The sequence below is a fragment of the Ancylothrix sp. D3o genome (genome assembly GCF_025370775.1).
Classification (GTDB): Bacteria; Cyanobacteriota; Cyanobacteriia; order Cyanobacteriales; family Oscillatoriaceae; genus Ancylothrix.
On sequence record NZ_JAMXEX010000002.1, the window covers coordinates 188355 to 208787 of the forward strand.

The 20433-nt window shown below is 43.7% G+C and carries 18 protein-coding genes; 11 read left to right on the forward strand and 7 right to left on the reverse strand.

The window, feature by feature from the left end; all coding sequences use genetic code 11:
* The first annotated feature begins 15 nt into the window (after window positions 1-15).
* Window positions 16-1536: a lipopolysaccharide assembly protein LapB gene (locus tag NG798_RS04995; protein ID WP_261220715.1), complete on the forward strand. Its 1521-nt coding sequence runs from the start codon at window positions 16-18 to the stop codon at window positions 1534-1536.
* A gap of 99 nt (window positions 1537-1635) precedes the next feature.
* Here NG798_RS04995 and NG798_RS05000 read toward each other — a convergent pair whose 3' ends face one another.
* The 3 genes from NG798_RS05000 to NG798_RS05010 form a co-directional block, all read right to left on the reverse strand.
* Window positions 1636-2883 carry an S-layer homology domain-containing protein gene (locus tag NG798_RS05000; protein ID WP_261220717.1) on the reverse strand — a complete coding sequence of 416 codons (1248 nt, stop codon included), beginning with the start codon at window positions 2881-2883 and terminating at the stop codon, window positions 1636-1638.
* A gap of 318 nt (window positions 2884-3201) precedes the next feature.
* Entirely contained in the window at window positions 3202-4209 is a 1008-nt protein-coding gene (obgE, locus tag NG798_RS05005; RefSeq protein ID WP_261220719.1) for a GTPase ObgE, read from the reverse strand.
* Between the two features lie 239 nt (window positions 4210-4448).
* Window positions 4449-5132 carry a Mo-dependent nitrogenase C-terminal domain-containing protein gene (locus NG798_RS05010; protein WP_261220720.1) on the reverse strand — a complete coding sequence of 228 codons (684 nt, stop codon included), beginning with the start codon at window positions 5130-5132 and terminating at the stop codon, window positions 4449-4451.
* A 353-nt stretch (window positions 5133-5485) separates the two neighbouring features.
* Between NG798_RS05010 and NG798_RS05015 the strand changes: the two genes are divergently transcribed.
* Window positions 5486-5857 (forward strand): EamA family transporter, encoded by a 372-nt coding sequence (locus NG798_RS05015; RefSeq protein WP_261220722.1) that lies wholly within the window; start codon window positions 5486-5488, stop codon window positions 5855-5857.
* Between the two features lie 16 nt (window positions 5858-5873).
* On the opposite strand, the gene NG798_RS05020 is transcribed toward NG798_RS05015, so the two are convergent.
* Window positions 5874-6959, reverse strand: coding sequence for a class I SAM-dependent methyltransferase (locus NG798_RS05020; RefSeq protein ID WP_261220724.1), 1086 nt, complete (start codon window positions 6957-6959; stop codon window positions 5874-5876).
* A gap of 133 nt (window positions 6960-7092) precedes the next feature.
* The gene (locus tag NG798_RS05025) at window positions 7093-7404 is read right to left on the reverse strand and encodes a 30S ribosomal protein PSRP-3 (protein ID WP_261221527.1); all 312 of its coding nucleotides are present in this window, start codon (window positions 7402-7404) and stop codon (window positions 7093-7095) included.
* A 165-nt stretch (window positions 7405-7569) separates the two neighbouring features.
* Between NG798_RS05025 and NG798_RS05030 the strand changes: the two genes are divergently transcribed.
* Window positions 7570-8340 (forward strand): TIGR01548 family HAD-type hydrolase, encoded by a 771-nt coding sequence (locus tag NG798_RS05030; protein WP_261220726.1) that lies wholly within the window; start codon window positions 7570-7572, stop codon window positions 8338-8340.
* A 117-nt stretch (window positions 8341-8457) separates the two neighbouring features.
* On the opposite strand, the gene NG798_RS05035 is transcribed toward NG798_RS05030, so the two are convergent.
* Window positions 8458-9180, reverse strand: a complete 723-nt coding sequence (locus NG798_RS05035) for a tetratricopeptide repeat protein (RefSeq protein WP_261220728.1) — start codon at window positions 9178-9180, stop codon at window positions 8458-8460.
* A gap of 96 nt (window positions 9181-9276) precedes the next feature.
* Window positions 9277-10383 carry a Holliday junction branch migration DNA helicase RuvB gene (ruvB, locus tag NG798_RS05040; protein ID WP_261220730.1) on the reverse strand — a complete coding sequence of 369 codons (1107 nt, stop codon included), beginning with the start codon at window positions 10381-10383 and terminating at the stop codon, window positions 9277-9279.
* A 258-nt stretch (window positions 10384-10641) separates the two neighbouring features.
* Between ruvB and NG798_RS05045 the strand changes: the two genes are divergently transcribed.
* From NG798_RS05045 to NG798_RS05080, 8 genes are all read left to right on the forward strand, one after another.
* Entirely contained in the window at window positions 10642-11178 is a 537-nt protein-coding gene (locus tag NG798_RS05045; RefSeq protein ID WP_261220732.1) for a hypothetical protein, read from the forward strand.
* A 213-nt stretch (window positions 11179-11391) separates the two neighbouring features.
* Complete coding sequence (locus NG798_RS05050; protein WP_261220734.1) at window positions 11392-12237, forward strand: ABC transporter permease; 846 nt, start codon at window positions 11392-11394, stop codon at window positions 12235-12237.
* A 75-nt stretch (window positions 12238-12312) separates the two neighbouring features.
* Window positions 12313-13686, forward strand: a complete 1374-nt coding sequence (locus tag NG798_RS05055) for an ABC transporter ATP-binding protein (RefSeq protein WP_261220735.1) — start codon at window positions 12313-12315, stop codon at window positions 13684-13686.
* 60 nt (window positions 13687-13746) lie between these two features.
* Window positions 13747-14628: a bifunctional 2-polyprenyl-6-hydroxyphenol methylase/3-demethylubiquinol 3-O-methyltransferase UbiG gene (locus NG798_RS05060; protein WP_261220737.1), complete on the forward strand. Its 882-nt coding sequence runs from the start codon at window positions 13747-13749 to the stop codon at window positions 14626-14628.
* 4 nt (window positions 14629-14632) lie between these two features.
* Window positions 14633-15661, forward strand: a complete 1029-nt coding sequence (locus NG798_RS05065) for a sulfotransferase family protein (RefSeq protein ID WP_261220739.1) — start codon at window positions 14633-14635, stop codon at window positions 15659-15661.
* A gap of 24 nt (window positions 15662-15685) precedes the next feature.
* Entirely contained in the window at window positions 15686-16966 is a 1281-nt protein-coding gene (locus NG798_RS05070; protein WP_261220741.1) for a glycosyltransferase, read from the forward strand.
* Window positions 16959-19361 carry a glycosyltransferase gene (locus NG798_RS05075; protein ID WP_261220743.1) on the forward strand — a complete coding sequence of 801 codons (2403 nt, stop codon included), beginning with the start codon at window positions 16959-16961 and terminating at the stop codon, window positions 19359-19361. The genes NG798_RS05070 and NG798_RS05075 overlap by 8 nt, the downstream gene beginning before the upstream one ends.
* Window positions 19354-20433, forward strand: a complete 1080-nt coding sequence (locus tag NG798_RS05080; protein WP_261220745.1) for a hypothetical protein — start codon at window positions 19354-19356, stop codon at window positions 20431-20433. Before NG798_RS05075 ends, NG798_RS05080 begins: the two co-directional genes overlap by 8 nt.

Below are 20433 nucleotides of genomic sequence, written 5' to 3' on the forward strand. Positions count from 1 at the left end.
AATTACCAACTACTAATGACAGATAATTTTTCAACCGCCCTCCTGACAACCGCACTCAAAATAGCCAACAGCATCCCAGATAGCAAAGATAACATTGATGCTTTGAATGAAATTGCTCATCAATATAAAAACATAAACCAAAAGCAACGAACTTTAGAAGTGTTAGCAGAAGCAGTAGAAAAAGCAAAAACAATACAAGAACCCGCTCTAAAGTGTCTGGCATTAAATGCTATTTCATGGCGCTATACAGAAGCCGATTTTAACAATCAAGCCTTAGAAATTTTATCGCAATCCCTAGAAATTGCTAAAACAATTCAAGATGTTGATGATACTGACTTCTTGTTTGCGGATATCGCCGATAATTATGGAGAACTTGGCTATTATGACGAAGCTTTAGAAATAGCATCCCTCATCAAAGATGAATATAGACGAGTTCTTCATCTATTTATTCCCCTAATTTGGTTTTATGCAAAAAACGGCCAGCATGAGCAATTAATTCGCGTTATTCAAAGTTATGAAAATTACCAAAGCTGGCTATGGCAAGAAGCGATCACAAGTTATACAAGAAATGAAGAAATAAATCGCGCTTTTGAGATCATTTCAACCGTTCAAAACCCTTACACAAAAACCCTAGGCTTATCGGAACTAGCCAGCGCCTATACCAAAACCGGCAACCACAACAAAGCCTTAGAATTATTAGCGCAAGCTCAGCAAATATCAGAAACCATTGAAGATAAAACCGCAGCAGCGTGGGCTGGGGAAATAATTGCTCGAAAATATGCAGAAGCCGGTGAAAAAAATACAGCTAGTGTGGTGTTATCCCAAGCCTTACAAGCAGGAAATAGCATTGAGAATAATATTCAGAAATCTATGGCTTTTAATCAACTTGCCTATAGTTATATACAAGCCGGACAATATGACCAAGCTTTGAGCTTATTTGAGCAAATACAAGCGCCAGTACCGATGATTGAAAAAGTAAGATTGCTGGCGGAAATTGGGGCGCAGTGTACCACAGCCGGCCTGACTGAAAAAGCCGAAGAAGCCGTAAACAAAGCCCTAGAAATGATACCAAATATGACTGACGTACCAGCAGGATTAGACCCTCAGTTGTATAAGGATTTTGCCTCAGCTGATTTAGTAAGAAGTTTCGTAAAACTTGGTCAGTATGATCTAGCCCTTCAACTATTAAAGCTGCTTGGAGATGACGAACATAAAATGTATATTTTAGTTAATATTGCCAGAAAATATGTAGATTCTGGAGAAAGGGAAAAAGCATCGGAAATCTTAAATCAAGCCTTTGCCATTTCGGAAAAAATTGGGGATAGTTCGTATCTCCTTTCTCCGTTGATATCTGCTGCGGAGTTGTATGCAAAAATAGGACTTTATCCTCGCGCTTTTGAAACAGCTAAAGCAATTAAATTTCCTTTATATCAAGCTAAGGTGTTGGCTTCTATGGCCCGTGAATATTACGAATTGGGGCACATTGCAGACGAACAAGCGTGGAATTGTTTGCGCGATTTTTTTGGAAATACCTAGTAGGCTGGGGAATGTGGAGCGAATTTTAAAAACTAAACAATGAAAAAGCCGGTTCATTTCAAGAAACCGGCCTTTTTATCAATCATTAACAAAGAACAATTAATTGCGGCGGAACACCAACTCTGAACCCAAAGTTAAATTCAAATCCGTATTCGGGTCAACAGAAATCAAATCAACCCTATCCCGACCTTGGAACACACCAATCAACGTTAAAACCGTACTCAAACCGGCACCCAGTAACACCTCTTCCGTCGCAATTGCTCGGTCGCCAGTCACACCGGCAATCGCAGCCGCCGCCGCTGCACCCAAAGCCGCATTTTTGAGAACTTTAGCGATATTTATACCCTTAGTAATTTCTTCTGTGCGCGTCACAACTCCAGAAGTCGCAGTCACCGGCACCCGCGAACCATTCGGCAAAATAACCTCTTTTGCAAAAAATTGAGCGCCATTTTGACTTGTTCTCAACTCACCCACAACCTGACTACCCGCAGGAATTACCACTGTATTTTGTGCCACCACATTTTGAGTAACTTTCAAAGTCAACGGCACCGGTTTCGGTTCATTTTGCGCTAACAAAATCTTCTCCGATTTATCGTACCCAACCAAAATCCGGCTACCAGAACTCAAAACAATCCGATTATCAACCGGCGGAGGAGTCGTTCTTCCAGCCACAATATACGGAGAAGAAATAGCAGAAGCTTGTCCAGAACTCACCAAACCTTGATAGATAAAAGCCGCAACATCCGCTCTTGTCGCAACTTGATTAGGATTCAAAAACCGCACATCAGGATAATTAACAACAATGCTTTTTTCTGTAGCTGCTGCAATACTATTGGTCGCATAATCGGGAATAGCAGCGCTATCATTATAAGCTTGCAAAGCAGATGTCGTAGCAGGAGTATAGCCTAAACCATTTGAAAGAGCTACAAGCACTTGTACACGGGGGATATTTTGCTCAGGGCTAAAAACATTACCAGGATAGCCGGTGAGAAAACCCATTTCATAAGCTTCGCCAATTGCACCCCTTGCCCAATAATTAGAACCCACATCAACAAAATTCACAGCATTGCGAATTTTGGTTTTTTGAAAAGCATTACGAACCATCGCTGCAAATTGGGCCCGCGTCACCGGCTCATTAGGGCGAAAAGTCCCATCAGGAAAGCCTTTAATAATATCTCTCGCTGCCAAAGATTCGATAAAACTTCTGGCCCAATAAGTAGAAGAAACATCAGAAAAAGCAACTTGTGCAAAAGCCGGTGCCGGGGCAATAAGTGGTGCCGTTGCACTACCCACCATTGTCATAGCAATTAAAGCAGCAGTACCAGATTGCCAGCGATTCATCGTCATAAAATACAGTCTCCAAAAATTCTTTTTCTTGTAGAGGCACAGCCTGTTTTTCTCTTATCGCTGTGCTGATTAAATTGACCCTAGAACTGTCTGCGAGTTCCTTATTTCTGATAATTTTAATTTCTAAATATTTTTCCTGACAGCCTTTTTAATTAGCTGAATATTAGGAGGATTTTTTTTGCAATTAACAGAGTTCGCCTGGGTAATTAGGGGCAACCACAGCCACCGATTGCCCGCACCACAGGGAACAACCACAGCCACCAATTGCCCCTATAAAATAGGAGTTATTTAAAAAACCGGCCAAATTAAAACCGCCCCCTAGCTTAAAGCCATCTCATCCAAACACTCCCAAACCTTCTGCATCAAAGCATCCAACCCAATGCGAGCAACCCCAGAGATGCAAAAAACCGGCCCACCAGAAAGCTCTGCCAACTTCTGCGCCAGATCCTCCACCTCAGCCTCCGACAAATCAACCGCATCAATTTTATTCAGCGCCAGAATTTGCGGACGTTCGCTTAAGCCCCGTCCATAAGCTTGTAACTCATCAGAAATCGTATGATAGGCTTCCAGAGGAGCCTCAGCCGTCGCATCAATTAAATGCAGCAAAACACGAGTCCGCTCAATATGCCGCAAAAACTCATGGCCCAAACCGGCCCCCAAATGAGCACCAGAAATCAAACCCGGAATATCCGCAAACACCGTACCATCGCCACTGGGTTTGCGAACCACCCCTAAATTTGGCACCAACGTCGTAAAAGGATAATCAGCAATTTTTGGTCTAGCAGCCGAAAGCACCGAAATTAAAGTAGACTTACCCGCATTTGGCAAACCAATAATTCCCACCTCCGCCAAAAGCTTCAACTCCAAACGCAGCAAACGTTCTTCCCCATCCAAACCAGGCAAAGCATAATCAGGGGCACGGTTGCGGTTGCTCAAAAAATGCTGATTCCCCAAACCTCCTTTGCCACCAAGAGCCACACAAAGCGTTTGCTGGGGTTCCACCAGATCCCCTAACATTTCATCGGTCTTTGCATCATAAACAACCGTGCCGGTGGGGACTTTAACAATCGTATCCTTGCCATTGGCTCCCGTGCGGTTATTTGGCCCGCCGCGACCGCCATTTTCTGCCTTAAAGGTGTGAGCATAGCGGAAGTCAAGCAAAGTCTGCAAACCCTCATCCGCCACAAAATAAATAGAGCCACCCTTACCACCATTCCCACCAGCCGGCCCCCCCGCCGGCACATATTTTTCCCGCCGGAAGGCCACCAACCCATCGCCTCCCTTGCCGGCTTTCACTTCAACTTCTGCTTGGTCGATAAACTGCATAAAACTTAACTGCTAATCGCTAATAGGTCTTCCGTAACGTGCTCGTAAGGCAGCGACATTTGCTGATCAAACCAAGAGGCTGAGAAACCCGGTTCTGTTAGAAAAACCGGGTTTTTGGCTGGTATGTTTATTTCTGCTCACTTACTTACACGAACGCCACTTGTAGAAAGTCTATTGTACTGCGTTAAGCGACGCTTATAGCAGCCTAATGGCCACTAGCCTAAGACCAGCACCCACTTTTAACAGTAACGAGAAATATCTTCCCCGCGTTCATCGGCAAGATAAGATAAAGCCCGGAAACGTAACCCCACCAGTTGATCATAAAGCGGGTTGAGTTTACACATCGGCGGAATGTGGACGATTTTATGGCCAAAGAGTTTAACATCCCGCTCAAACGGACATTGCGGCGGAATCATCTTGCACAAAAACCGCGCTACTCTCGGATCGTGAATTTCTAATTGCTCCATCCAATCGCGTACTGGATGCAGCAGATCCAAATGGTGTTTTTTCTGGGCCGGTGAAAGAGCAGTTTCATGCGGGGGAGTCGATTCTCCATCCCACAACGTATGCCGTAAAGCCTCAATTGCGTCAATTTTTTGCCCCAAAGCTTCACAAAATTGCTGCAACGTTTCCGCTTCGCTGCTCGAGTACACCCCATCGGCGATAGCTACCATTACTGCTGTTCTTAAAAAGTTTTCCGCCAAAACTGGATCTTTGCCCAAAACAGCGGCTAATTCTTGCGCGGACACCGGCTCAAGGGAACCCAACTCTATGCAGGGTGCTAATTCGCTTTGAGTCAAATCAGCAATTAGGTCTTGTTCTTCCTGATCAAAGTGTCCGTCTGCCCAAGCTATCGTCAGCAGTCCTCGCAACCATACAGAAATTTGTTCAATTGTCAAGGGTGATTTTACAACACTTGTCATGGTTCTTATATCAGAAGGGCTATTTAAGTCGATTTTAGCTTTCCCTTCCTGCTGAGGTCATCTGGATTTAAGCTTTTCTCTAAAATTAGTTCAGCCCTTATGGCTCTTATTTGCATCAAAAAAAGCAAAAAACTACATCAAAGCTTATAGATAATTGTTGACTTTTAAATTACCCAATTTTTACATCAATTTCGCTTGCCCAGCCATCAGGTTATAAAAATTAGCTCTCTGGCGTTTCTGTAGTAAACTACACAAAAAACGTGGTAAAATTTGAAACTAGAAAAGAGGTTTGTAGCATTAAATCGCTAACTTCAAAACTTTAAAATAGATAACCAAAAAAATTACTAAATCCCATGTCCCTGCAAGAATTTGTCTTATTTTTTATTTCAGTAATTGTTAGCGCAGCAGGGCAATTTTTGCTCAAAGCCGGTGCATTGAAACTAGCAGGACTTAATGCAGAGAACCCTTTGGGACTCATTTGGTTAATTTTAACCACAAAAGAAATTCTGGCCGGTTTAACTTGTTACGCTTTGGGCGTTGTGTTTTATATTTTGCTATTGTCTCGCGTCAATCTCAGTATTGCCGGCCCTGCTTTAGCAATAGTCTATGTTTTTTCGGTTTTATTAGGATATTTTGTATTTAAAGAACCCATCCCCCTTAGACGAGTCATTGGTTTAGGTTTCATTGTGGCCGGTGTGATTTTAGTTGTCTGGAAAGACAAATAAACCAAAATTCGCCACCTTATAACCGGCGATAAAGCAACCAACGTAACTGTACCGGCGGAGAACCTTCCTTGATTGGAAAAAGATCACGCCCCGTTGCCCATTGTTCAAACCAGCCGGTCGGTGGCCAAGCCTCAGCCGGCAAATGCTGACGTTCAAACTCATAAGCCGACTCATCCGAAACCAACTCAAAAGGCAAATCTTTCAACGCCGCCGCCAACTCAGCACGAGTAAAAACAGAAGACCACATCACCTGCGACATTTCCCGCACAAGCTGAGTAGGTTCGTATCCTTCCACCGTCACAAAAGAATTAAACAACAACAAACCACCCGGACGAACCACCTGAGACATTTTTCTCAAAAACTGTTGCAACTGCTCAAAAGAGCGGAAGTGAGAAACCACCTCCACAACAATTGCCAACTTAAAATGAGCCGGGGGGAGAGGAAGATTTTCATTTAAAATATTGCCTTGCGTCACCATCACCGGCAAACCTTCCCCCTGAGTTATCGCCGCCATTTGCTGAACAAAAGCCGGAACCGGCTCTAGCGCCTGCACCGCATAACCCAACCGCGCCAGAGGAAACGTATTACGCCCGGTTCCAGCCCCCACATCCAAAACAGCAACCGTACCCGGATCTTCCCCCAATTCAGCAGCCGTCTTCATCACCTTTGCATCAGGATGAGAACCAAAAAGAGGCGGTTGACGTAATTGCGTCCATTTTTTATACTCATCTTCGAGAGTAGAAACCAACGTTGAAATCCCCAGCCCTAAGCGAGTCGTTGGGAGCGAAGGAAACTTATCAGTTTCAAACTTAATTAGCAACCGGGTGTGAGGCGAAGCTTCAAAACCGACTTTTAGCTTATTTTCTAAAAGTACCCGTAGACGTTGCAGTTCATCTTTTGACCAAGCTTTACCCAAAATCACAAATAACACTTCTAGGCGGCGCATATACTCATCCAGCAGAGAAGGCGCACAGGGCCAGGAAATTTCTCCTTTTCCCACCGTCCAAGTATCGAGCCGATTAGAAATTATACTTTGCAGCGCCTCCGGTTCGGTAACGACAGGTAAAGGCTCATGTTGCAGGGTCTTAGGATCAAAATTCATAAAAAACTTAAATTGCCGGCCACTTAGAAAACAACTATAACCAGAAAATCAACCTCTAACAAGAAGCGGATCTCCAGCACTTTAAGAAAAAGCAACAGAGATCCGCAGCTTAAGAAATAACTGTGAAATAATATCAACTGCTACCCGTAAAGGTAACTTCAGGAAATTTAGCCTGAGCTTCTGACAAAGGACGACGCCGGCCCTCTTCTTGCCAATAGTTAATAACTTCTGTGGCTTTGTTTAACAGCGCCACCCGATCTAGTTCAGAAATCCAGTGTTTGGCTTCTAATTCCGTTTTTAGCTGTTCCCAAGCATCATTACGAGGCCAGAAAAAATAAGATGTCAACGGGCTAGTACCTTTGCCTACCACTTGGTCAACAGCAAGGGCCACATTTTCTTCTAGCCAGAGAACCTTTAGAATAAACTTCGACAAACAAACCTCCAGGGCAAACCCAGGATTCAGGTTACAAATTTTACAGTCTTACATTCTACCCCACCCCAGTACAATTGCCACATTAAAATTTTAAATTTTCTATTGTTCAGCCGGCACAAACTGCTAAAATCCTCAAGCTGAATCGACTTTTCGCCCACCCAGCCCCCCAGAAAAACCGTGAGCAACCTTACCCCACAACACCACGCCCTAGCGATTTTTGACATTGACGGTGTAATACGAGATGTCAGTGGATCTTACCGGCGAGCCATCGCTGATACGGTTGAACACTTCACCACCGGCCAGTATCGGCCCACCGGCCCCGATATTGATAATTTAAAATCTGAAGGCATCTGGAATAATGACTGGAAAGCTTCTTTTGAACTTATTCGCCGCTATTTTGCCAACCGCCAACAACCTTTTACCCATCAATACGAAGACATCGTTTCCTACTTTCAATCTTGCTATCTTGGTTCAGATTCTATAGCATGGAATGGCTATATTTGTCAAGAGAAATTATTAGTTAATTCTAAGTATTTTCAAACATTAACCGAAAGTGGAATAGGCTGGGGATTTTTCAGCGGGGCACCGAGAGCAGAAGCGAAATTTGTATTAAACCGGCTCTTGATAGAAACCCCTGTTTTAGTAGCAATGGAAGACGTACCAGATAAACCAGATCCCACCGGCTTGTTTAATGCAGTTTCTCAACTCAGCGAAGAGTTAATACCGGTAGTGTATGCAGGCGATACGGTAGCGGATATGATGACGGTGAAAAATGCCAGAGAAAAATATCCAGATCGCCGGTGGGTTGCTGTGGGAATTTTACCGCCGCACGTTCAACAAAACGCTCAGCAAATAGAATCCTACAGCGAGATTTTAAAAAAGGCCGGTGCTGAGGTTGTCTTGAAAAACATTCAAGAATTAACACCCGATTTAATTAAGCACTTCTAGCCTTTTTATTAATTTCCTGAAAACCCCTGTTTATTAAAGAAACCGGGGTTTTAAAACACTCGCTCTGTACTTCTTCACCTAACTGAAAATCGTTAGAATTCTGGAATGATAGAGCCTTTATTGTAAATGCAGGAATTTATCGAGAGCATCGACCATTGCTGGCGGCCACCGGCGCACGGTTGTTACCCAATCAATATCTTTATACCGGCTATCTAAACCAATAACAGAAACCCAATTGCTCTCAGCTTCACCGCGTTGTCCTTGTTCCCAAAGAACGGCAGCGAGGGCGGCTCTCGCATCGGCAAATTTGGGATATTTTCTGACAAGATTTCGCAGATTACGGAGGGCTTCTTGGGTTTGGCCGGTTTGATATAAAGTTAGGGCATAATTAATGCGAGCAAAGGCAAAGTTTGGCACCATATCTGCGGCGTGGTGATAGTCTTCCAGGGCAGCTTCCCATAAGCCTAAACCGGCTTCTGCATTGCCACGATTATTGTAAGCACCGGCATCTTTGGGGTTTAATTCTAAGAGGTGATTGTAATCAGCAATAGCCTCATCAAACCGGCCCATAACTTCCAAAGTTGCGCCACGATTAAGATAAGAATCGGGTTGCTCTGGGGCTAGTTCAATCGATTTAGAATAATCGGCAATGGCTTCTTCAAATTTATTTTGACCGACTTTCGTATTGCCGCGATTACTCCAAACTGCCGGGTTTTCTGGGTATTGTTCTAATAATTCATTCCAGTATTTTTCGGCGGTGGAATAGTCACCTTTATCGCTGGCTTGATAGGCTTTGGTGATGATTTCTTCGGGCGATAAATTGGGGTTAGTTTCAGCCATTGCTGGGGAAACAAAGCCGATAAAAAAAGTTAGAAAAAGCAGGATAATTTTGCGAAACATGGGGCGATTAGGTTGGGAAGCAAGTTTTTTTGGGGTCTAACGAAAAAATGATAACTGATGAGCCGGTGGATCGTAACCTAGATGTTTCCAAGCGGCGGGGGTGGCGACTCGTCCTCGGTGGGTGCGGTTGAGGTAGCCGATTTGTAAGAGGTAAGGTTCGTACACTTCCTCAATGGTTTGGGTGTCTTCGCCGGTGGAAGCAGCGAGGGTTTCTAAACCCACCGGCCCGCCAGAAAAGTTTTCGATGATGGCGCTGAGGATACGCCGGTCTGTCCAATCGAGTCCAGAAGGGTCTACGTTATAGATTTGTAAGGCTTCGGAGGCGATTTCGTGGGTGATAGTGCCGCTATTTTTGACTTCGCAATAGTCGCGGACTCGTTTAAGGAGGCGGTTGGCGATCCGGGGGGTACCGCGTGATCGGCGGGCAATTTCGAGGGCACCTTCTGGGGTGATGGGGGTTTTAAGGATGTCGGCGGTGCGTTGGATGATTTGGCTAAGTTCTTCGGGTTGGTAGTATTGCAGGCGTTGGATAATGCCGAAACGGTCGCGTAGGGGGGAGGTGAGGGCCCCGACGCGGGTGGTGGCACCAACGAGGGTAAAGCGTTGGAGGGGGATACTGCGGGTGCGGGCACTTTGGCCTTTGCCGGTGGTGATGTCGAGGCGAAAGTCTTCCATTGCGGGGTAGAGGATTTCTTCGCTCATTTTGCTGAGGCGGTGGATTTCGTCAATGAAGAGGATGTCTCCTGGTTGGAGATTGACGAGGAGGCCGGCAATGTCGCGGGGTCTTTCGAGGGCCGGTGCGGTGGTGATTTTGCAGCCGACTTTCATTTCTGTGGCTAGGATTAGGGCCATTGTGGTTTTGCCGAGGCCGGGGGGGCCGTATAAAAGCAGGTGGTCGAGGCTTTCGCGGCGAGATTTGGCGGCACCGATGGCGATGCTGAGGACTTGTTTGAGGTCTTTTTGGCCGATGTAGGTGTCGAGGGTTTGGGGTCTGAGTTTTTCTTCTTGTTTGTTGGTTTCGTCGGGGCCGGTGGGTTCAGGTTTTAGTAGGGAAGGTTCGGCGCTGTAGGAGGCCGGTTTTTCTTTGGCTTTTTTAGGGGGTTGGGGTTCTTTTGGTTGTTTGTTAGACGAGACGATAGCCATAATTTGTTTTTTGTCCTTTGTCAATTGTCATAAAAAATCCGATATCCAAAAACCACATCTAAACAGTTAACACATCTGTGGGGCAGGCATCTTGCCTGCCATACATTTGCGGTTAAAAATACTGCTGTGCTTTGTAAGCGAGGATTGCAAGAGAGCAATTATCATGTTTCTGTAGTTCAGCGTAACTTTTTTCTGAAATCGTGGACGTGGGACAGGCCGGAAAGCCTGCCATAGATTAAAGGGAGATTTTGTAAGATTATGACTGTTTCTTTATCAGTGCCGGAAAATATTTCGTTTGAGGAGGCAATTGAGGTGACGCAATCTTTGCTTGCTGAGATGGCGTCTGGGGAGTTAGCACCGGCCTCTGTTAAATCGCTGATTTCTGATTTAGTGAAAACGGAGAATGGCGCGAGGGGGTTTTTTGTTACTTATTTAACAGATGACCGGCCTGTTGCTGATTCTGCTTCCGTTGAGGTGGTGGAGGCTTTGGCATCTTCTGAGGAGATTGTTTCGCCGTTGTTGGTAAAAAATGTGGCGATGTCTGCGGGAATGGCGGTGGCGCACCGGCGTAATGGGGATGAGATGATGGAGGCTTCTTCGCAACGGGTGACGCGCCGATCTGTTGATTTGCTTTCGCGGCTACAGTTTCCTGGGGCAAGTCAAATGGCGCGAGAGTTACAAGAAAGTGCTCGCTCTGGCGGTGGGGAATGGGAGAGTTTTTTGCAGAGGTGGCGCTATGATGGTGAGCAACGGCAGGCTATCGAGCAGGCTTTGCAAGCGCTGGTTGGGAAATAAGAAAATGTAGCGTTACAAGTTGAAAAATTCTGCATAAAATCTTAATGTATTGGGACGGTGAGCCGGTGCGGTTGCCGTCCGTTAGGTATTTCGGGAGGTGGGATAAAAATTTTTAGTGTTCGGTTATGCGGATGAATTGTTGTTAAATCTAATAGGTGATGCACGGCTTCGGCTGTGGGCTTAAATGGTGAGGAGTCTATTTTGTTAAAGCCGATGAAAGGAGTGGTTCATTTTGCCGGTCGCGGTAAGCGAAGTGTTGTTGCTAATTCGCGCTGGTGGATGCAGGTTCAATTGCTGAAAAGTCTTGTGCACCGGGATCTGGAGGCGCGATATAAGGGTTCGGTTTTGGGGAATTTGTGGCCGGTGATTAGTCAGTTGTCACAATTGGTGGTTTATACTTATGTTTTTGCGATAGTTTTGCAAGTTAAGTTGAATTTGCAAGGGTTGCCTGAAAATAATTTTACGTTTGGTATGTGGTTGTTTGCTGGGTTGCTTCCTTGGATGACTTTTAATAATGGTTTCCAGCAGGCAACAAATGCGGTGGTTTGTCAGCCAAATTTGGTGAAAAAGGTGGTGTTTCCTCTGCCGCTTTTGCCGTTGGTGCCGGTTTTGTCGGGGTTTATTGAAAGTACGTTTGGGTTGATGGCGCTGATTTTGCTGGTGGGGGTGGTGGCGCATACGCTACACGCGACTCTCTGGTTGTTGCCTTTGGTTTGGTTGCCGCAGTTGTTGTTTACGGCGGGTTTGGCTTATTTTGGGGCTGCGTTGACAGTGTTTTTGCGGGATATTCCCCAAACTGTTTCGGTTATTTTGAATTTTTGGCTTTATTTGACTCCTATTTGTTATCCGGCGGCTGTGATTCCTCAGCCTTGGCAAGGTTGGGTTTTTTGGTTAAATCCGATGGCGGCTATTGTGGAGGTTTATCGGGATTTGGTTTTGGTGGGTGAGGTGAAACATTTGGGGGAATGGATGAGCGCAACGGTGGTATCTTTGATTGTGTTTTATGGGGGGTTGTGGCTTTATCGGAAGTTGCGACCGGCTTTTGCTGATGTTTTGTAGAAATCTGCCCACCGGCTTATAATTTGGTGGGCATAGCAAGGGCCTACGATTGATGTTTAAAATGATAGAAATTATATGTCTGATATTGCTATTTCTCTGAAGAATGTATCGAAGTGTTTTAAACTTTACCGGCATCCTGTTGACCGGCTGAAGGAGGTTTTTTTTCCGCGAAAAGGTCGCGCGGATGAGTTTTGGGCTCTGCGGGATATTAGTTTGGAAATTCCCAAGGGGCAAACGCTTGGAATTGTGGGGCGGAATGGTTCGGGCAAAAGTACGCTTTTACAAATTATTGTGGGGACTTTGACGGCGACTTCTGGGGAAGTTAAGGTTAATGGTCGAATTTCGGCTTTGTTGGAGTTGGGGAGTGGTTTTAATCCTGAGTTTACGGGCCGGCAAAATGTGTTTTTTAATGGTCAACTTTTGGGTTTGAAGCGGGAGGAAATTGAGCGTAAGTTTGATGAAATTGCGGCTTTTGCGGATATTGGGGAGTTTTTGGATCAGCCGGTAAAGACTTATTCAAGTGGGATGTTTGTTCGGCTGGCTTTTGCTGTTTCTACGAGTGTGGAACCGGATATTTTGGTGGTTGATGAGGCTCTTTCTGTTGGGGATGAGGCTTTTCAAAGAAAGTGTTTTGCTCGCTTACACGCAATTCAAGATCGCGGGGGGACGGTGTTGTTTGTTTCTCATGCGGCGGCGTCGGTGATTGAGTTGTGTAATTCGGCAATTTTGATGGATAAGAGTGAGCTTTTGTTGTCTGGTAAGCCTAAGTTGGTGATTGATAAGTATCATAAGTTGATTTATGCTCCGCCTGATAAGGAGGCTGCTTTAAAGGAGGAGTTCCGGGCTTTGAATGGGAAGGAAGATGAGCCGGTTTTTGAGAAAAAGTTGTCTGTGAAAATGTCGGTTGAGGAGAAGCTTTTGCGGGAGTTTTATGATCCGGGGATGGTGCCGCAAAATACGATTTCTTATGTGCCAAGAGGTGCGAAAATTAGTAATCCAGTTATTACGACTTTGGATGGCCGCCGGGTTAATCATTTGGTGGGAAGAAATAGTTATATTTACAGTTATACGGTGAGTTTTTATAAGCCGGCTTCTAAGGTTCGTTTTGGGATGTTGATTAAGACGGTGACGGGTTTGGAGTTGGGGGGGGTTTCTTTTTCTAGTTCGGGTCATTCTATTGAGGAGGTTGCTGCTAATACGACGTTGGTTGTTAGCTTTAAGTTTAAGTGTTTGTTGAATCCGGGGGTGTATTTTTTGAATGCTGGGGTTTCGGGGGTTGTTGATGGGGGTTTTACTTATTTGGATCGTTGTGTGGATGCGGCGATGTTTCGGGTTCAACCACAGGTTAATTCTCATGCGAGTGCTTTGGTTGATTTGTTGATTGAGCCTAGTGTTGTTGAGGTTGATGAGGGAAAAAAGGAGGGGGTTTTTAGCGTTTTGGGTGGGTGATTTTTTAACCGCAGATTAACGCGGATTAACGCTGATTAAGAGGAATTTTGGAGGGTTTTTATGGCGGATTTTGAGTTGATTCGGGCTGGTTTTTTGGATGTTGTTGAGAGGTTTGGGGAGTGGACAAATCATAATGTTTGTTTGGGTGAGGATTTGTACACTATTGGTAAGGAAAAAATTACGGGTGCTGAGGTGAAGTTACGCCGCATTGTGCAAATGGTGGCCGATATTTCGGGGAAGTCTTTTGAGGAGTTAAGAATTCTTGATTTGGCTTGTTTGGAGGGGCTTTATGGGTTGGAGTTGGCTCTGCAAGGGGCTGAGGTGGTGGGGATTGAAGGGCGCGAGGCGAATGTGGAAAAGGCTCGTTTTGTTAAGGAGGTTTTGGGGGTTGAAAATATTACGTTTTTTCAGGATGATGTTAGAAATTTGAGCCGCGAAAAGTATGGCTCGTTTGATGTGGTTTTGTGTATTGGGATTTTTTACCATTTGGATGCGCCTGATGTTTTCAGGTTTATGGAAAGTATTGGTGAGGTTTGTCGGGGTTTTGCAATTGTTGATACGCACGTTAGTTTGACGGCGGAAAGTTGTTGCACTTATGGGGATAAGGAGTATTGGGGAAGGTTTTATAAGGAGCATGATCCTGAGTCGAGTTTGGAGGATCGAATGAAGGTTTTGTGGTCTTCTTTGGATAATGTTAATAGTTTTTGGTTGAGCCGGCCTTCTTTTTATAATTTGTTGGGGGATGCGGGGTTTACTTCTGTTTATGAGTGTCATTTTCCAGCGGTTGAGAAGTATGAAAAAATGCGGTTTAAGAAGGAAAATGATCGCAGTACGTTTGTGGCGATTAAGGGTGAGCCGGTGCGGTTTTTGTCTTCGCCAAAGATGGGAGATTTAGGGAGTAAAAGTTGTCAGGAGTTTAACCAATTAATTCAGGATAGTTAAGATAATGTCGCAGCCTTTAATTATTACGGGAATGCACCGTTCTGGAACTTCTCTTTTAGCTTCTTTTCTGCAAGTTTTGGGGGTGAATATTGGCGAAAATTTATATGAGGCGGATGCTTTTAATGTGAGGGGGTATTTTGAGGATGTGGATTTTTTGGAGTTTCAAAGGGGGGTTTTACAAAAGTGTTGCCGGTGTGATGATGGGGGCTGGATTGATTGGGGTTGGACGGAAAGTGAGAGTTTAAATCGGGAAAAGTTTTATGAATATGTGGAAGATGCAAAAAGGTTAATTGCGTCGCGGGATGAAAGTTTAAGTTTTTGGGGTTGGAAAGATCCTCGTACTTCTTTGATGTTGGATTTTTGGCAGGGTTTGTTACCGGATGCTCGCTATTTGTTGGTTTATCGTTTTCCTTGGGATGTGGCGGATTCAATTTTACGGTTGAATGCGGATATTTTTAATGAGCATCCTGATTATCCTTTGCGGGCTTGGGCTTTTTATAATCGTAATATTTTGGATTTTTATAGCCGTTTTTCTGAACGGTGTATTTTGGTAAATATTAATAGTTTGTTGGAAGCGCCAGAGGTGTTAGTTAAGCTTTTGGAAACGAAGTTAAAGTTAAAAATAACGACTTCTACAGATTCTCAAAAGTTGGGTCAACTTTATGATGGGAATTTGTTTAAGAGTTTGGGTGATAGTCATCCAGTTGTGGGAATTTTAAGGCAAGTTGCGCCGCAATATTTTGCTTTGTTGGCGGAGTTGGATATGGTGGCGGATATTCCAAGTGCTTTTTCTGTGGGAAATTTTGGGGGGGAAAGTTTGCCGGCGGAAGGGTTAGTAATGTTACTCCACCGGCAATTTTTAGACTCTCAACGACAAATTAAAAATTTTTCTCAACAACAGGAAGAAAAAAACCAAGAATTGCAGGACTTACAAAAGGAAATTTCGGCTATAAAAATGTCGAAAAGCTGGAAAGTTTCTCAAGGTTTATCGAAGTTGAAAAAAATGTTACCGCTTCAAGGGTATAATAATTAGGTTAGGAGGAGGAACTGATATCAAATGCCTGCAACTGAAGATAGTAACTATAGTGATATCGCTGTTTCGGTGGTGATTCCTTGTTATAACCAAGGCGAGTATATTCTTGATGCGCTTTCGAGTGTGCAAAGTTGCAATGAGCCGGTTTATGAGGTGATTATTGTTAATGATGGCTCGACGGAAGCGCTGACTTTAAAGGTTTTAAGTTATTTAAAAGATAAGGGTTATCTGGTAATTGATCAGAAGAATCAAGGATTAGCAGCGGCGCGAAATAATGGGATTAAAATGGCGAAAGGTAGGTATATTTTACCTTTGGATGCTGATAATAAAATTCGGGCAAATTATATCCCCAAAGGAATAGAAGTTTTAGATAAATACCCTGAAGTAGGGGTGGTTTATGGGAATGCTGAGTTGTTTGGTGATAAAACCGGCATTTGGGAGTTTCCTGATTTTGATGTAAATCGCATGATCATGGGTAATTTTATTGATGCTTGTGCGGTGATTCGCAAAAGTATGTGGGAAGATTGCGGTGGCTATGATAGCAAAATTCCTGATAAATTGGGTTATGAAGATTGGGATTTGTGGTTGGGTGCAATTGAGAAAGGTTGGAAGTTTTATCACGTTTCCCAAGTGCTTTTTGATTATCGGTTTCGGGAAGGTTCGATGGTGAGCCGGTGTAATGTTCCTGAGAATCGGCGGCAATTAATTAGATATATTTATTCTAAGCATATTGGGTTGTTTGCGGCTAATTTTATTAATGTGGCGGCGGATAAAGAGTATGCTTTTTTGAGCCAAGAAGCGTATAGTGCCGGCTGGAAATTAAAATGTGAGAATTTAGAAAAAGAGCACTTACAATTGTTGGAAAATAATGCAGAAGTCCACCGAGACTATTCACAACAGTTGCAGAATGCTAACGAAAAATTAATGCAAACTCAGGCGGAATTGCAAAATTATCAAGTTGTTTTGCAACAAACGCAAGCAGAAGTGGAACAAATGAAAAGTTTGTTTGAGCAAAGTAAAATTGCTGTGCAAGAAACGCAAATACAACTCAGTCAAATGGCGTGGGAATTATCGGAATATAAGCAACTGCAAGCAGAAAGCCATAATATTAATTTGCAACTTAATGGCGAACTTGAGCAAAGCAAAGCCAATTATGAGACAATACAAAGTTACTTAGAACAGGCAAAAGCTGAGTTAGCGCAGGCAAAAAACCTTATAATTGCTATGCAAACCAGCAAATTTTGGAAATTGCGAAGCGCCTGGTTTAAAGTCAAGAAAATGATGGGAGTTGGTAAGGATGAGTAACTTGTTTGAAGATGAACAGTTTTTATCGTTAGATATTCGCACACAAAAACGTTTGGCGCGTTCACAGTTTCAATTGCAGCAAGCTGAGGCGGAAATTAATTCTTTGCGGTATCATTTGCGACAAACGCAGTTAGAATTAGACCATATTCAGCGCGTGGCTGAGCAATCTCAAACGCTGGTTTCTGCAATGGAGACGAGCAAGTTTTGGAAGTTGCGAAGTTTATGGTTTAAAGTTAAAGGAAAATTGAAGCAAGTTGTGCTTTTAAAAGGTGGGGAAAAATCCGATAAGCTAATAGTAAATAGTGGTTTTGGGGAAGAAACACCAGCAATTAGCGAGGCGCTGACAAGATCGGAAATTTGGAAGATTGAACCGGCATCCTATCAAGATTCTGTACCGGAAACTAGAATAAATCAGTCGTTAACTGCTCATACAAAAACTGCTGATATTATTGTTTGTGTTCACAATGCTTTAGATGATGTCAAAGATTGTCTGGAGGCGGTGGTTCGTTATACGCGGATGCCGTATAGTTTGATTTTGGTGGATGATGGCAGTGGGGAAGAAACGAGGGAATATTTAGCTAATTTTGCTGATTATCAGGGAGCAACTTTAATCCGCAACGAATCCGCCAAAGGTTATACGTTTGCTGCCAACCAAGGGTTAAATAAATCTTTTTCTAATTATGCAATTTTATTGAATAGCGATACGGTTGTAACCCCAGAATGGCTGGATAGACTTCTGGCTTGCGCGGAATCTGATCCGCAAATAGGAATTGTTGGGCCCCTTTCTAATTCAGCAACTTGGCAATCGATTCCTGAATTGTTTAATGCGGCGGGGGATGATTGGGCAGAAAATCCGCTTCCCGAAGGTATGAGGGTGGCAGAAATGGCTCAAATTGTGGCGGAATATTCGGGGCGTTTATATCCGCGAATTCCGTTTTTAAATGGTTTTTGTTTGGCGATAAAACGGGAAGTAATAGAGCAAGTTGGTTACTTTGATGAGGTGAATTTTGGGGCGGGCTATGGTGAGGAAAATGATTATTGTTTGCGAACAAGAAAGGCCGGTTGGCAATTAGCCATCGCTGATGATGTGTATGTTTATCATCACGGTTCACGGAGTTATAATCACGAACGCCGCAAACAATTATGTGATAAGGCGAATTTGGCGCTGGCTGAAAAGCATGGGGTTGAAATTGTTAGTGATGGGGTGGAAATTTGCCGGTTTGATCCGGTTTTGCAGGGGATAAGATCGCGTTGTCAAGTAATGTTAAAACGCCGGCAATATATTGAGGAAGGTAAAAAACTTTGGGAAGGAAAACGAGTTTTCTTTATTCTTCCTATTGCGGGAGTTGGGGGTGGTGGAAATATTGTTCTCCACGAAGCGGAGGCGATGATAAAAATGGGGGTGGATGTCAGAATTGTTAATTTGGCTCCTTTTAAAGAGGGATTTGAACAAGGTTATCCTGAAAATAAGGTGCCGGTGATTTATGTGGAAAAAGAGAAGAATATTCCCTGGTTATTTCCACAATGTGATGCAATTTTCGCTACTTATTATGCCTCGGTTTTTTGGATGAATCCGCTTACACCCGACCTCAATATTCCGATTCGGGGGTACTATATTCAAGACTTTGAACCATATTTTTTCCCCAATCAAGTCACCGATTTTATAGAGGCTTGGCTTTCCTATACTTTATATCCTGATTTGGTGCGAATTTGCAAAACAGAATGGGATCGGGAAATGGTCAAAGACCAGGTGGGAGTAGAGAGTTTTGTCGGGGGTGCTACGGTTAATATTGATACTTACCGGCCTCGCTGTCAAAAATTACCAAATACCCCTAAAAAGCCGATACGAATTCTGGCTATGATTCGGCCAACTTCTCCGCGCCGCGCCCCAAAATTAACGATGGAAGTTTTGCGAGAAATTGACCGCCGGTATGGCGATGCGGTGGATATTGTTATTTTTGGCTGTGAGTCAAAAGAACTGGATATATTTGATTTACCGCAAGATTTTCGCTTCCAAAATTTGGAAATTTTAAACCGTTCCCAAGTTGCTTGGATAATGAATCAAATTGATATTTTTATTGATTATTCTGTGTTTCAAGCGCAGGGTTTAACGGCGATGGAGGCGATGTGTAGTGGATGTGCGATAATTGTACCCCAGCGCGGCGGGACGGGGGAATTTGTCAAACATGAAGAAAATGGGTTGATTGTGGATAGCAGTTCTCCAGAAGCTTGTCTGGCGGCTTTGGAAAGGCTGATTGTTGATGAAAATCTCCGCACGAAAATTCAGCGCCAAGCCATCAAAGATGTGTGCGAATTTTATCCAGAAAAAGGGGCTTTTTATACCTTAAAATCCTTATTTCATGGCGGGGAAATAAGAGGTGATAAAAATGCTTAAAGTCCATATCCTTTACGAATATGGTGGAGATTTAAACCCTTTTTCTTGTTCACAAATTCGTTTGCTGCGTCCTCTCACTCACCCCCTTAATGACAAAATAAATGTGAGTTGGGGACGCAGTTATGAGCCGGCGGATGTGGTGATTGTTGATCGCTGCTGGAAACCGGGTATTTCGGTGGAAGTGGCGCAGGAATTGGTGGATAAAATTAAAGCTAATCAAGGTTGTTTAATTTATTCCATTGATGACAATCTTTTAGATTTAAAAGTTGAGGGGATAATTCGCAGCGGACTGTCACAAGAGCAGTTAATGGTGGTGCGTTATTTTCTTAGGGAAGCTGATGCGGTGATTGTTTCTACCGAACAGTTAAAACAGCGTTTTTTGCGGTTAAATCCTAATATTTTCGTGATTTCAAATACATTAGATGAGCGGTTATTAGAGGGGGTAAATATACCTCCCCAAGCGCTATCTAATCCGCGTAAAGTGATTGGGTACATGGGAACTTATACCCATGATGCTGACATTATGATGGTGTTACAAGCGTTGCGAGAAACACTGCGTAAATATCAAGATAAGCTGGAGTTGCAGTTACTTGGTGGCATTTCTGACATTGCAGTTTTGCAGGGCTTTGAAGGGTTGCCGGTGCGCGTTATCTGTATAGAAGACAAAACTGTTCAATATCCAGAATTTATGCCTTGGATTGTCAAAAACTTAGAGTGGGATTTAGCAATTGCGCCGTTAGAAGATACTGTTTTTACACGCTGTAAATCGGATATTAAATTTCTTGATTACAGTGCGTTGGGAATTGCGGGGGTTTATAGTCGGGTGCCAGCTTATGAAAACACTGTCAGGCATTTAGAAACCGGCTATTTAAGCGAAAATAATACTCAATCTTGGCGGGAAGCATTGGAGTTATTATTATTTGATGATGCGCTGAGGCACAAATTAGCAACTCAGGCCCAAGAATATGTATTTTCTAGTAGAATTTTGCAGCAGTGCGCGGTACAATGGCAAAATGCAATTTTGTCAGTGGTGGAAAGACCTAAAACAAAAATGTTAACTACTATTCGATAG

Bases quoted from the DNA above. Each gene is read 5' to 3' on its own strand.
- NG798_RS04995 (WP_261220715.1), top strand. From the start codon at position 16: ATGACAGATAATTTTTCAACCGCCCTCCTGACAACCGCACTCAAAATA.
- NG798_RS05000 (WP_261220717.1), bottom strand. From the start codon at position 2,883: ATGACGATGAATCGCTGGCAATCTGGTACTGCTGCTTTAATTGCTATG.
- obgE (WP_261220719.1), bottom strand. From the start codon at position 4,209: ATGCAGTTTATCGACCAAGCAGAAGTTGAAGTGAAAGCCGGCAAGGGA.
- NG798_RS05010 (WP_261220720.1), bottom strand. From the start codon at position 5,132: ATGACAAGTGTTGTAAAATCACCCTTGACAATTGAACAAATTTCTGTA.
- NG798_RS05015 (WP_261220722.1), top strand. From the start codon at position 5,486: ATGTCCCTGCAAGAATTTGTCTTATTTTTTATTTCAGTAATTGTTAGC.
- NG798_RS05020 (WP_261220724.1), bottom strand. From the start codon at position 6,959: ATGAATTTTGATCCTAAGACCCTGCAACATGAGCCTTTACCTGTCGTT.
- NG798_RS05035 (WP_261220728.1), bottom strand. From the start codon at position 9,180: ATGGCTGAAACTAACCCCAATTTATCGCCCGAAGAAATCATCACCAAA.
- ruvB (WP_261220730.1), bottom strand. From the start codon at position 10,383: ATGGCTATCGTCTCGTCTAACAAACAACCAAAAGAACCCCAACCCCCT.
- NG798_RS05045 (WP_261220732.1), top strand. From the start codon at position 10,642: ATGACTGTTTCTTTATCAGTGCCGGAAAATATTTCGTTTGAGGAGGCA.
- NG798_RS05050 (WP_261220734.1), top strand. From the start codon at position 11,392: ATGAAAGGAGTGGTTCATTTTGCCGGTCGCGGTAAGCGAAGTGTTGTT.
- NG798_RS05055 (WP_261220735.1), top strand. From the start codon at position 12,313: ATGTCTGATATTGCTATTTCTCTGAAGAATGTATCGAAGTGTTTTAAA.
- NG798_RS05060 (WP_261220737.1), top strand. From the start codon at position 13,747: ATGGCGGATTTTGAGTTGATTCGGGCTGGTTTTTTGGATGTTGTTGAG.
- NG798_RS05065 (WP_261220739.1), top strand. From the start codon at position 14,633: ATGTCGCAGCCTTTAATTATTACGGGAATGCACCGTTCTGGAACTTCT.
- NG798_RS05070 (WP_261220741.1), top strand. From the start codon at position 15,686: ATGCCTGCAACTGAAGATAGTAACTATAGTGATATCGCTGTTTCGGTG.
- NG798_RS05075 (WP_261220743.1), top strand. From the start codon at position 16,959: ATGAGTAACTTGTTTGAAGATGAACAGTTTTTATCGTTAGATATTCGC.
- NG798_RS05080 (WP_261220745.1), top strand. From the start codon at position 19,354: ATGCTTAAAGTCCATATCCTTTACGAATATGGTGGAGATTTAAACCCT.